Genomic DNA, 13,335 nt, shown 5'->3' on the forward strand with positions numbered 1-13,335 from the left:
AACTTAAGACTGAACGTTTCACGAACAACCTCAATCAACCGGTCACGTCTGACGGCCGACCGCTACAGCGACGCAGCTTCTACTGGCGCTCCTCACTCGAGGAAACGCTGACTTTCGACTCAAAAGCGATCATCAGCCTGGTTACTCCGTCCTGTGTTGGTACCTTCGCCAATGCTCGGCAGGTCGTCATCGAAGTTGTATCCACGCTCCCGATTCCGCGAAGAATGGTTAAAAGAAAACTCGCTCGTGTTAAACGGTTCAAACTCGATATCAAATCCGTCGCCTGAATTCCGTCGAGATGCGTTGTTCGAGATCAGCCCGGCATCAACGTCGCGAAAGTAGTATCCGTCATCGCCATTTCTCAGCGAGCGATTGTTTCTGACGACACCTTCGTCGAGCCCAAGGATCACAAACCCGTCAATCTCATTTTCGAACGCTTTGTTGTTTGCCAGTGTGCCTCCATCAAGTGATTCGATGAAGAACCCGGCGAGGTTCTCGCCAGCCGAATTTCCGAAGAGTTCTCCTCCATCGAAATCGATGATCTCGAATCCGAATTCGTCATTTCCGATGGCGAGATTCTCGGATGCAATTCCACCGTACATTTCATCGAAGTCGAATCCATCGTCGAGATTGCCTCGAGCAATGTTTTGCGTCATGACTCCATCATAGAATTCATCGACGTCGAATCCGTCATCGTCGTTTTCGCTAGCGACGTTGCGTACGATTAAGCCACCTTCGAGAGTGTCAATCGCAATTCCATTCGATCCATTCTGGTGAGCTTGATTGTTGAAAACCGTTCCTGCAGACACCACTTGAAACGACAATCCATCCTCGCCATTTCGATGAAGAGTATTATTGGAGATATTTCCACCGTGAAATCGCTGAACGGCAATTCCAAATTCATCATTTTCAGAGACATCATTGCCAACAACGTCTGCGACAACATCGCCGAGCAACAGAATCCCAGCTTCATTTGATCTCAAGATGTTATCCTGAATCAGAACATCTTGCGGAGATTCCCCGTAGATGGCGAAAGGTCCGCCAACCAGATTCAGACCAATGATTGCAGATCGATCTGCGACGTAGAAAATGGCTTCCTCTCCGAATCCAGAATACCGAACCGTCGGCCGCTCACCCGGTGCATAAAAAACTGCTCTTGCTCCGGTTTCGCAACCATACACCTGCAAACGTGCCTGTCCTCCCATGACAACCTGTCCATCATTGAGGACGGTTTCAGTCGTCGTCTCGAATTCTCCGAGTGAGCCATCAAGGATAACAACACTGTCCTCTCCAGCCTCCTCAATACGATTCGTGATGTCATCGTCGGCGGTTAACACGATCACCGAATCGACTAATCGATCTGTTCTTGAAAACTTGGCTGGCTCCGGGGCACCATAGCTTCCACGATTTGTGACGATCTCCACATTTCTGACAATTGGATCGAGCATCCTCCGACTTAAGCCAGACGTTCGTTCACGACAATCGTCCTTTCGAAGATCGAGCGAGATGCGAAGATTGACCGACGCTGTTCCGACTGATCCACGCACGTCGTCGTAATCGTACTGGCCACCAAACACGAATCGTGAACCGAAGCCGAGACATGGGAGATCGTAAACTCTTAACTCGGTCCGTAAACGTGGACCAGTCATGTTATCGAAGCCGAATGTATCGTTCTCGAAGTGAAACATTCCTGCTGCGGCCCACAGTTCAACGTCGCCGACCGGAACTGTTGGGGCACCTCCAGTCCACAAGAGTCTCCGCTCTGCCTCAACATTCATTCCCCAATAGGCCGCTTCAAGTCCAGCTCGGACAAACAAATCTTCATCAGCGAGAAATGTCGTACTTTCTCCGGCAGCAGAACGAGAACCAGTTTGAGGAAGGTATCCGTTAGCTCTGACCCCCCAGTCAACCGACAGTAGCTCGGCACCAATTCCCGCCTGGTGAAAAGTGTTACTCTCCGAAGTGTTCAAGACATCATAGAAGGTATTGAAGCCGAGAATGCGTTGACTCGACACCATCGTTCGGCACGCCAGGCCAAAGCTGCCGCCTTGAAATGAATTTTCAGCGACCAGGCCGCGAAGGTCAGTGAAGAGAAGAGTTTGATCGTCCTGCCAAAGAGGAACAACAGGCCCACCACGGCCAGTCAAACGTTCGGACGACCATCGTGTTTCACCTTCCACATACGGATTCCAGCGATCACTCGCGGTGGTGCTGCTTGCCACGGAAGCGCAAGCCAACAGGGTGATCACAAGCTTCTGGAATCCATTCATCGTCGTCCTCCTGACCTTTAGCGAAGTCGCTCTTGCGAGCCGACCTCGACGTTTTCCTGGAAGACATTCTCCTCGCCAGCGGCGCTCCAAGTCCTGAAACGCGGTGTCTCCCGTGTCTAAGAACGCAGTTTGAAGTCAAAAGCGACACTCGCGCAGCCAATCTTTTGAAACCTCGCAACCGAGTATCCGGTTGTAACAATTATTCCGAATTCTCAGGCAGAGCTGAGTGTCGAACAGCCGTCCCAACGCTAAAGCTCTGATGATGCGCAGTTCGAATTCCAAGAACACGACGCGGGCACGCGATCGGCTCTCTGTAGAATTTCTGACAGTCACTTGGCTGCTCGAAAGACATTGGCGTTCAGAAGTCTTCGCAGATCGCGTACATGATAATTATGACATTTCCCACACTGCTGAGACCGGGAGGCGGTGTTGTGACATGTGATACACGTTGCCTTCGAGATCGCCTTCAATCCGCTGGAGCATCCAAGCTGCACCTGTTCACAATCGTTCCAGATCGAAGCAAAATCCTGTTTCTGCTGTCCAAGCATTAGCGTGTCTTGGCTATCCAGCACGTGACAATTCAGACAGGATGTCTCGTTGGACGTGATAAGGTGCGGAGCGTGCGCGAACTTTGTCAGTCCGAGTTTTGTGGATGATCCATTCGAGCCCCAGTCAATCGCTAATTGGCCACTTTGATCTCGTGCTACGACATGGCACGAAAGGCATCGCCCGGATGAAACTGGTCCGATGAGCGGCTCATTTCCTGAAGCTGTTGGATTCGCCAGAAGCGTCGTCAATTCCAAAATAGGATCGTCGGCAGATAGCGGCGTGTTTTGATTTGATCGCCTAATAAGAAGCTCCAGCCAATTCTTAACCAGCGGATCGGCATGTCCAATCGGTCGGTAGCGGACCGATTGATCATCGTGCTCGAGATACCATCCACCGCCGAATTCCGAAACCGGTGGGGATTGGTATTTCACCGAGTTCGCATTGCTCGCCTGGATCTGATCACTATCTTGGTCTGCTGAAGACATCCAGACATGCTTAGCTTCAATCAAACTAGGGACGATCGACGGCTCAAAACTCCCAAAGGCTGCAAACCTTTCACCAAGCTGGTCATCAATTGCTCGTTGACCATTCCTCGAAACATCGTCGAGAAACTCTCGCACCCCGTAAACGCGCGCAACCTCACCGTCTGGCGAATCCACATTCTCAAGCCGGCGGTCCGATGCGAAAAGCATTCTCATGAATGCTGGAAATTCAGTGAAACTCGCTTCTGAAATTGACTGGTTGCCAGCTTGATCCGCAATTGTGAAGAACGGGATTCCAGGAAAGTCTCGATCCGCAATGTTGCGTCCATGACAATCTTTGCACATGGCCTCAAAACCGAGAGTTTGCATCGCCTCGCCGCTTCCATCTGGAACATGGCAGTCGGAACAGGACGTCGGCGAAATTGCCCCTGGCATTAGACGGTTGGAATCATCAAGGAAGTATCTATCAATGTGGTTCGCATGATTGAAATTCAACCGGCTGCTTGCATTCAATCCATAGTCAAAGAATTCAGGATGTCCCTTCTCGAAGCTGTGAAACTGCAGCGAATGGCATGTTTGACATCGCGAGTCCGAAAGTTGCATCAAGTCATGTGAACTCCCGTGATGTTCGCTGTGACAACTACTGCAGGACAACTCACTGCTGTTCGATTTATCGAGCGAATTTGAAGCGAAAAGTGTAATCCACGGAACATCCTGACGTTGATCACTCACATCCCGTGCAAGTTTTTCTCGCTCAGAGACGCTTAACCCATGTGCGAGAAGAGCACTCTCTCCGAGTTCTTGATGACACTTGAGACAACGCATGGAATCGAATTTGGAGAGATTTTTAACGGTGACAAAAGCTGTCCAGTCCCCATCGGCTGCGACATGACAATTCGAGCACTTCAGCCCTGCGGAATGATGAGCTTCGCTAAGAGCCCCGGGCGAGATGGCGTCACTTGACTCCCCACTCCAGAGAAAGAGGCATCCAGCAAGACAAAGTGCGACAAACGAAATCGTGATCAGCTTCCTGGTGTATCTCAGGCTGCGTCTCGGTTTGCATGCTTCAAAATTCGATGTGCAGTTCCCATTTGAGTCCCGTTTTTCTCTTGAAGACGTAGCTAAACCACCGCATCGTCCAGTCTGACTCGGACCAACTTCGCATGGTTTTCCTTCACAGAGCCTTCCACAGACCCAATCATGCGAAGGATGTTCATAATTGCTGAACTTCCAGCCAAATTTTTGAAGCGGTTTGGACATCAATGGATTACGATGAGCGTCGAAAAAAAATGAAGAGCGTTTGCTATGTAAAGGCCAGAACAAGCAGCGCGTGAAAGACTGCCAGAACCACTAATCCCCAGGCCAAGGGAATATGGATGAACAACCAGAGCTTGAGTGCCCCTTGCAAGGTGTAATGATTGTCAAGCTCGTTCTTGACGCGGATGAGTTCCAGAATTCGATTGAGGCGAGGCGACTCTTCTTCAGAAAGGTACGAACGATACTCGCCGACGCGGTTGCACAATAAAGCAACAGGACGTTGGGAATCGACAAGATGCCACAGCAGATTTCGTGGCTTCTCGAAGAAGTTCTGCAACAAATCAGTGTACAAATCGAGGAAAGCAGACTCTTGAGAATGAGTGCTATCTTCGCGAACAATATCTATGACTTCTTGATTAAGCCGATGCCGATAGCCTGCGATCCTTTCGAAAATGACCTCCTCTCGTCGGTTAGCCAGTCGTTTAGGAAACCAACGCGTCATCAGCAGCCCGATCACTCCGCTGGAAAAGGTCGCAACGTAAAGCGAAGCAAGAGTTGTTTCCACAACCCCATCAGGAATGCGAAAACGAGTGTGAATTCCGAACACAAACGCAGTGCACAGGCCGAGGTAAATGTGAACTTGCAGCCAACCGGATGATGTCCCGATGTAGCGACTGGAAACTCGCAAAAACAAGTTGCTCTTACGGAGTCCGTAAGCAGCGAGGACGACGATCATCGCAAAGAGCACCCAACCTGATAGAAACGCGGTGTGCACATGCGCAGCGACGGCAACTTCGTCGACGATGAACACTCCAATGATGACGACGAAGCAAATGAGTAACGAGCAAATTCTTCGAGAAGCGAGGGGCATCATTGCTTGAACCTCTTCTCCAGCTGTCGAAAGTCACTCATTTCGACGCGGTAGAGGGCATCGTGGGAACAGGCAGCTTGACATGCTGGGCCCCCCGATTGGTCGGCGCAAAGATCGCACTTCGTCGCTTGTTTGAGTGGAGATGACGATTTTTGGTCGACAATGACTCGACCACTTTGATCTGTCAGCGGAACCATTCGAATCGCATCGAACGGACAGTTATTGGCACATTGAGCACAGCCGATGCACGTCTCTTCATTGATAACGATGTGACCATTTTCAAGATGTCGATGAATCGCCCCTGTTGGACATTCCACCATGCAAACCGGGTCAAGGCAGTGCAGGCAAGCGTTGGCCATCATGTAGTTTTGGTAGATCGGTCCATGCCGAACAAATCGAGGGACATCGTCATGCGTCGCGGCACAAGCTCGAACACAGTCATCACAACGGACACAACGGTCAAGGTCAATGACCATTGTTGCCGTCCCTTGTACGTAATGATTTTTGACAAAGAAGTTAATCAAATTCTCTGGAACGCCATTCGACTTCGAGCACTTATCTAGTTTTCCGCTACTGGTAGTGCATTTTAGATTCTTTTCCGATGGACGTTGCGAAACAATCCTTTCAACTGCATTGGTCGGAATGAGAACTGCACTCAGGAAGCTAATTGCCCGCAATGACGACCGGTATGGGACTGCAAGCTCCCGACCAGCTCCCTCAACAATTTCTTCGAGCCCGAAAGATTGCCCAGCAGTCAGATATCCAATCGTGCGATGTCCGTGATAGTGCCTCACAGTCATACGTGCGAGCCCGCTGCGGACGATCAATGCCTGATTTGGATAGTGTCCCTCTTCGAAGATCAGAGCTTCGGTCTCGAAATTGTTTTCGTAGCCCTCGCGAGCCAGTTCCTTGAAAGGCTTTGGTGAGTCGTATTCGCCGTAGGTGCGAAACTCGACCTGAGTTGCAAGCGCTTCAAGCTCGTTCTCATCGAGATCATGAAACATCGGATTATTTCTTAGGAACTCGTTTAAACCGTGTTCGCGGAAAGCATCTTCAATTTGTGTTTTGACGGCGGCATTCTTATCAAACCGCATTAAATCCCGAAGTCCCTGCCAGCGAATCTCAAGTAGTTTAGCAGGCTCTTCTGCAAAGACTGTCGTCGTTCTAGGAGTTCGACCGAGCGCAGAGAGCTCACCAAACCACTGGCCCGGAGACAGAATCGACGTTCTATATTCATCAAGAACCGTTGGCAGATCTTGGATGAAAGTACGAGTTTGACTCCCATGTTGCCGCGAAGAGATTTGTACCTCCGGCGATGGAGAGTCACCATACTCTGGCTTGTTCCATAAGCGAGCGATGGATGAAAGAAACGTTTTATGGACCGGTTGCTTTCGACCGAGTGTCTCAGGAGGCAGAGATCGCCCGGGACGTTCAATCTCTGCTCGAAGTTGACCGCTTAAAACAAAAAAAGCTGAGTTACCCCAATCTCCGCTTCGAACAACCAGATCGCCCGGTTCGTATCTTTGGATTCGAGTATCGTTGCTCAGAATGTCGCGTAGAGACAGAGATTTTCGAAATCCAGCTTCGTCCATATTACAGAACGGCTCAAACTGAAGAATTCTCAGAATGCATGAGGGATCGATTCCGCCTGCGCCGGATAGTTCATTGCAAAACGGGTGATCCCAACGCTTAGGCCTCGAGGAAGCATGAACCTGCGGCATGACGATTAATCCGTTGTACCCAACTTATTGATGACTAGTTGGAAAGACTTTCAGAGTACTTTGCCGAGTAGTGCGGACGGAGCAAGTTGAGAAGTGTGTCCAAAGTCTGCATTGCGTGTCCGTCGTGTTGCTCCGCGAACGATCGAGTGAGTTCGGAGACTTGCTCGGATGCAGAGTGATATTGCGATTTGTCGGTCGGACCTGCGATGAACAGCGTTCCCAGCATTGGTGTGACGAGAGCTGATGCTGCCTGAGTTTCCGGTGTTCCACTCAGTGCATTGATCTGTGCCAGTTTTCCGTTTTGGGCAGCAATGGCTCCCCCAACTTGCGGGATGTAGGCCGTATTCGTTGCATTGGATCGCTGCTCGAATGTCGCAGCGAGTTGAGCCATTGCCCCGACCACGAATTTCATTCGATTTCGGGCCGCAGGCGTTGAATGGTGCGTTTCCATCCAAAGGCTCGGAGCGAGAGCATTTGTTTCCGGATCCAGCAAGAAATTGTGCCGAATCTCACCACTTGACCAAGACGACAGTTCGAATGCGCTCGCAGATTTGTGCCCAGCCAGAACGAGTATTTCATTGTTGATAAGATGGCAACCAAGACAGTTTTGACCGAGTTCAACGAGCATCTCAGAGCGGATCATTCCGGCACTCTTAGATTGCTCAATCCGCTGAACTCGATGTTCTTCCGTCTCTTTTTTGCGGTCTGAGCGAAGGTTGGCGAGTGTGCTGAAGGTTTGGCCGTTGAAATATTCTCCGTGCGGCTTCAGCCAGTCCTTCGCTCCGCCATGACAAGATTCGCACGAGACACCTGAGACCACCACTGGATTGGAATCGACAATTGATTTGGTCCCATGACAGTCTGCGCAGACAGACGTTGACATGAGAGTTTGAGGGTCAATTCTAAGTGCATCGACGTACTTTTTTGAATTCCCAGAGTATTTGAGACGATCAACAGAGCGGAAATGAGTGGTCTTCTGCCACTGCTCAAACTCGGAAGGATGACACTTCGCGCAATTCGCTTCCTCGACGCCGACAACTTGCATCGGATCGCACAAGATCTCGTCAGCGAAGACATTCAGGTTCGATAGAGCCAATGCGAATGTAAAGAATAAGAAAACGGTCCGAAAGTGGATTATGAGCTTGTGATCAGGCACTATTTTAATCCCCAAATTAGTTGTACAGCTGGAACGCAATTCACCACACAATCTGCGAGTCATTACAAGAGAACTCAGATTACTTCACACCATCGCCGGCAGAGCGGTACCTATCTATGAAATGTTGTGAATAGTGTGGCTGCAATAGGACCAACAAAGCATCGACTCCCGATAGTTCTGATCCGTCATGATCCTTGAGGAATTGCTTCGTCACTTTTGAAATGTCGTCTGCGACAAGTGAGTACTTCTGTGCGTCATCGGGTAACGGAACGAATAGGGTTGCCATTAAGGAATTCACAGCAGACGTCACTTCAGCCAAGTCAGCTGTGGGTGCAACTCCGCTGATCTGCGAGACTTTTCCGTTGGCTGCGGCAATCATGCCGCCAATCTGAGGGACCAATACCGGATTCGTGGTCGCCGCTCGAGCTCTCAATCCCATCTCGAGTTGAACGAGGGCTCCAACGACAAACTTCAATCGACGACGGTTCTGAACAGAATTACCCGTCGTCTCCAACCAAAGACTTGGAGCGTCGGCGTTGACGTCGCGATTCATGAAAAAGTTATGTCGAACTTCGCCGTCTGACCATGAGACGAAGTCGAACGCACTAGCAAGTCTATGACCGGCAGCCACTAAGTCTTCGTTGTTTACAAGATGACAGCGATAACAGGCTTTTGCCAAGTCGTACAAGTTGTCGGAGCGAATCATCCCCGCTTTATTACATTCTTTCAGACGCTCTGCACGATGCTCTGCTGTTTCTAATGTGCGAGGAATGACGCGATCAGCATCGTAAGACTGATGGCGATTCAGCCAGCCGTTTTCTCCGCCCGCAGGACCGTGACACTTCTCGCATGAAATCCCGCCAAGCACCACAACTTGGTCTCGGCGAATCGCCTGCGTCCCATGACATGATGCACACACCGATGTCGTGGCAAGTTCCTGATGATCGATATTCAGCGCGGCAACATACTTCTGCGTATTTGCATCTTTCGCGAACAGCCTCAAGTCGGCAGAACGGAAATGTGTCGATTTCATCCAAGCCGCAACTTCTGATGGATGGCACTTCTTGCAGTCACCTCGACTCACTCCGATCGTCCGTACCCATTCCGCAAGCATAGACTCTTCAGAGTTTTCAGTGGGAAGCGTTTGTGCATCGCAGACGACTGAAAATAACATCACGTAGATCAGTACGATCGTGAGTGACCGGAACGGGTGATGAAGCGACTCATCGAGGATTCGCATGGGACGATCTCATTCAATCCAAACCGATGAGTTCTGACTCGTTCGAAACTATGAGTCAGATACAGTTATGCGTTCAGCACAAGATCACCGACCGGTTTGGCGATACACGGCAGACAGGAGTTGTCGAGACTCTCAGAACGCATCTCATCGTCGTACCTTACACAGCCTTTCAAAATTCCGACTCGACATGCACCACAATCGCCAGACCGGCAGACCGACTCCAATTCGACGCTGTTCCTTTCTGCGAGATCTAACAGTGAATCAGCTTGTGAATTCCACAGCACAGTCTTCTTCGATCGTTGGAACGTGACGGTTTTGCCACCTGTGCTTGTTGCAGACGCTGTTTCCGGAGGATTGTTCACCGAATCTAATTCCGGCTGAGACGAAGGCGGACGCTGTCGATTTCCAAACCCTTCAATGTGGATCATTTCGTCAGGCACATTGAATTCTTTAAGTTGCTCGCTGAGAGATTGTGTCATCGCCAATGACCCACAGATCATGAATTCTGAGCCAGCGGGATCGACCCACCGGGACACCGAAGCAATACTGATTCTCTCGCTGCCGTCGTAGTCGACTCCGAGCGAATCCGTCCGATCAGGCGCAGTGTAAATCGTAAGGACTTTGAGATTTGGGCAAAGTCTCTCCAGCTTTCGAAGTTCCTGTCTAGCAACATGCTCGCGACCATTTTTCATGGAATAGACAAGTACTGCCTTTCGATCTGGTTCGTTTTTTATCCTATCTGCCATGCTCAAGAACGGCGTGATTCCAATCCCGCCTGCTATGAGGACCAACGGCTTTTCGGTTGAAGTCGACGCGACAAACTTCCCGCTTGGCGCAGAGACATCCAAAGTCGCTCCAACGTGAATCTGTTCTTGAATGAAAGTCGTTGCCAATCCATCCGGAAGAACCTTCAAGGTGATCCGATAGAATTCAGAAGAAGGGCTCGCAGAGAGCGAGTAACACCGCTTCACAGATTTCTTGTGTCCCGGGATATGCAGTCTCAGCATGATGTACTGCCCAGGCTCAAACATTGGCAGGGCTTTTCCATCCTGTGGTACTAGGTGCAAAGAGATGACGTTCTCAGACTCTTGAACTCGCTTGCTGACGATAAATGTGCGGAAGCCCATCCACGCGATAGACTTTTCCATTGGCGAGTCACCTTTGAGTGCCTCCTGAATCGCATGAGTTCGACCAGGAAGGTTGAGAGCGTTCTTGGACCTCGCTTGCCAGACCAAACTGGTGATTTTCGCAATCGCCGTCGCACTCATAAGTATGCTGAGAATGAGCATTGGATGACCTTCAGTAGTCTCATCTTGTTGAGCTGACTCAACAAACTTCAGCTCAGATGTATGTCCATGAACGCCCAAAAAACGCAGTGTTCAACAACGTTTTGTCAGCTTTTCAATCGTTGAAAGAACATTTGGATTTGTTTGACGAAAGCGAATTTCTGATGTTGAGAAACACCATTGACTCGCGTTTTTTGCAAATCGGATCAGCGATCTGAAACAGTTCATTTCGCTTGCCGAAGCTGATTCGAAGAGGTCACTGCCGAAGCCTTGCAAGTTCAATCCTCTGGCAGGTTTTGCCTGTCGGTAAAATTTCTCAAAATACGCGTCGCATCTTCCACCGAATTGCGATCTCAGCTTCGTCTGTCAGTTTTTCTGTACACGAAGAACAGAATTTTCGTCGCCTGAAGAAGCAAATGTTTGGCAGTGAGTCGGTCGCACCAACGTGCAGTGAATGGACCTAAGCAACATTTGCGGCCGACATGATAGCGTCACGAGCAGGGAGGCTCTGAACGAACTGTGCGATCGATACTCTTACATAAACTCAACGGCCGCTTGTTTACGTTGGCGCTCGTCGCTCTTGCCGTATTCGCGACAGTAGATATCGCACGCGCTCAAGATGTCGCAGCAGAGAACGCACGTTGGAGCAGTCAGTCGCTCGAAGAGGCAGACTTAGTTTCTGTCGCTGATCATTCTCAGGTGCTCAATCAAGCAGTCGACTGCGCCCACTCAGAGTTGTTTCGCTGCGATCCGTATCCATCAGCGAAGGCGTGCGCGAAATGCCATCCACAGCATTTCCGCGAATGGTCGGTCTCTCCGCATGCGTATGCACAGCTCAGTCCTGTGTTTAATGCAATGTCAAACAAGCTGATTGAACTAACCAACGGGACGTTGGGCGACTTCTGCATTCGCTGTCATACGCCAGTTGGAATGGCTCTCAACGAACCGATCAACATGAGCAACCTTTATCGCCATACCGCAGCACGGGAAGGAGTGACTTGCATCAGCTGCCATCGTGTCAACCAGGCTTGGGGAAAGGGGGCAGGGCGTCAGGCACTTGTCCCAGGCGATGTCACACATGCCGTGTATGGTCCGCGTGGAAGTGACATTCTGCAACAAGTTCTTTCGCACATGGACGAGTACGGAGCATTGTCGACGACTTCGGACACCTCACTCCCGTCGCGCAAGATCCATCGAGAGTCTGTCCGTTTCTTCGAGATGACAACATCAAGTTTTTGCGGGAGTTGCCACGATGTCTTCGCACCAAACGGATTTCGACTTGAAGACGCGTTCAGCGAGTTTAAACACTCCCCAGCTGCGGACTGCGGAAAAAACTGCCAAGACTGCCACATGGGGAAAACTCCCGGGAAAGCTGAGGGCTACGACTGTGCCCCGGCAGCCATCGTTGGAAACCGCCCAACCCCCTCACGCAAGCACACCAACCACATGATGGTCGGACCGGATTATTCGATCGTTCATCCCGGAATATTTCCTCACAACATCGAAGCTGTTCGCGAACCTGGGGACCACTCTGGGGAAACAGGATTGGCGACACTTGAGGAGTGGTTGATGTTCAACGACCGCGAAGGTTGGGGCCAAGACGAGTTTGAAGCCAAAGTCCAGGACGACAACATCTTCCCACTTGAATGGAAAGATTCTAACCGTCGCCGGCGGGCACGGAGGATCCTCGACGATCAGAAGAAACTGCTGCGAGAAGCGGACTTGCAGCGACACCAATTATTGCGCGCCGGATACCATTTGGGAGAGATCGAAGTCGTAAGACGCTTTGGGAAAGATTTCAAATTCCGTGTTCCAGTCAGCAACATTACTGACGGACATGGAGTACCGACCGGCTTCGACGCTGAGAGACTCGTTTATGTTCGCACCCAAGTCTGGGACTCCAATGGCTGCCTGATTTTTCAGTCTGGCGATCTCGACCCGAACGGAGACCTGCGCGACAGCCACTCCCTCTACGTTCACAATGGAGAAGTCCCGCTTGATCGCCACCTGTTCTCTCTGCAGTCTCGTTTCATCACTCGCAATGTCAGAGGAGGCGAACGCGAACAGGTCTTAAACATTCCATACTCACTCGATCCGCTCCCCTATCTCCGCCCGGAGACTCGCCCGTTTACGGTTCTCGGACGTCCAACAAGTGCACGAAAGCAGAAACAAAACATCGAAGTCGGTGGACATCGATATGCAGAGTACTCCGTTCCCAATCGATCAGGTCCGCTTTCAATTCGAGTTCAATTGATCGCTGGAATGGTGCCGGTCAATCTGATTCACGAAATCTCCAGCGTTGGCTTCGACTATGGGATGAGTGCTCGAGAGGTCGCGAACGCAGTGGTTGCTGGACATCTTGTACTTTATGAACGGACTAAAGTAGTCAAGTAACCCGGCAAGAACAGTTGGCCGTACATTGAACCATTTGGAATGATGAAGTTCATTCAGTGATTGAAAGGGCATGTGTGCCGAAACGGAGATCAATCAAATCTGCCCTCGC

The 13,335-nt window shown here is 50.5% G+C and carries 8 protein-coding genes and 1 pseudogene; 2 read left to right on the forward strand and 7 right to left on the reverse strand.

The genetic code is table 11. The features are described from left to right. Nucleotides 1–119: 119 nt before the first annotated feature. From AB1L42_RS01610 to AB1L42_RS01630, 5 genes and pseudogenes are all read right to left on the reverse strand, one after another. Nucleotides 120–2,270: a right-handed parallel beta-helix repeat-containing protein gene (locus AB1L42_RS01610; RefSeq protein WP_367050463.1), complete on the reverse strand. Its 2,151-nt coding sequence runs from the start codon at nucleotides 2,268–2,270 to the stop codon at nucleotides 120–122. A gap of 329 nt (nucleotides 2,271–2,599) precedes the next feature. Next, the gene (locus AB1L42_RS01615; RefSeq protein WP_367050465.1) at nucleotides 2,600–3,736 is read right to left on the reverse strand and encodes a hypothetical protein; all 1,137 of its coding nucleotides are present in this window, start codon (nucleotides 3,734–3,736) and stop codon (nucleotides 2,600–2,602) included. Between the two features lie 868 nt (nucleotides 3,737–4,604). Then, complete coding sequence (locus tag AB1L42_RS01620) at nucleotides 4,605–5,432, reverse strand: hypothetical protein (protein ID WP_367050467.1); 828 nt, start codon at nucleotides 5,430–5,432, stop codon at nucleotides 4,605–4,607. Then, complete coding sequence (locus AB1L42_RS01625) at nucleotides 5,429–7,150, reverse strand: cyclic nucleotide-binding domain-containing protein (protein ID WP_367050469.1); 1,722 nt, start codon at nucleotides 7,148–7,150, stop codon at nucleotides 5,429–5,431. Before AB1L42_RS01625 ends, AB1L42_RS01620 begins: the two co-directional genes overlap by 4 nt. Nucleotides 7,151–7,184: 34 nt before the next feature. Continuing rightward, a pseudogene (locus tag AB1L42_RS01630) lies at nucleotides 7,185–8,105 on the reverse strand (multiheme c-type cytochrome); the annotation flags it as partial. A gap of 9 nt (nucleotides 8,106–8,114) precedes the next feature. Here AB1L42_RS01630 and AB1L42_RS01635 point away from each other — a divergent pair. Next, a complete protein-coding gene (locus tag AB1L42_RS01635; RefSeq protein ID WP_367051721.1) occupies nucleotides 8,115–8,240 on the forward strand; it encodes a hypothetical protein in 126 nt (41 codons plus the stop codon). Nucleotides 8,241–8,385: 145 nt separating this feature from the next. Here AB1L42_RS01635 and AB1L42_RS01640 read toward each other — a convergent pair whose 3' ends face one another. Continuing rightward, nucleotides 8,386–9,546, reverse strand: a complete 1,161-nt coding sequence (locus AB1L42_RS01640) for a multiheme c-type cytochrome (RefSeq protein ID WP_367050471.1) — start codon at nucleotides 9,544–9,546, stop codon at nucleotides 8,386–8,388. Between the two features lie 65 nt (nucleotides 9,547–9,611). Further along, a complete protein-coding gene (locus tag AB1L42_RS01645; protein WP_367050473.1) occupies nucleotides 9,612–10,835 on the reverse strand; it encodes an FAD-binding oxidoreductase in 1,224 nt (407 codons plus the stop codon). Between the two features lie 516 nt (nucleotides 10,836–11,351). On the opposite strand from AB1L42_RS01645, the gene AB1L42_RS01650 reads away from it, so the two are divergent. Beyond that, nucleotides 11,352–13,226 carry a multiheme c-type cytochrome gene (locus AB1L42_RS01650; RefSeq protein WP_367050475.1) on the forward strand — a complete coding sequence of 625 codons (1,875 nt, stop codon included), beginning with the start codon at nucleotides 11,352–11,354 and terminating at the stop codon, nucleotides 13,224–13,226. Nucleotides 13,227–13,335 lie beyond the last annotated feature (109 nt).

It is taken from the genome of Thalassoglobus sp. JC818, from assembly GCF_040717535.1.
Lineage (GTDB): Bacteria > Planctomycetota > Planctomycetia > Planctomycetales > Planctomycetaceae > Thalassoglobus.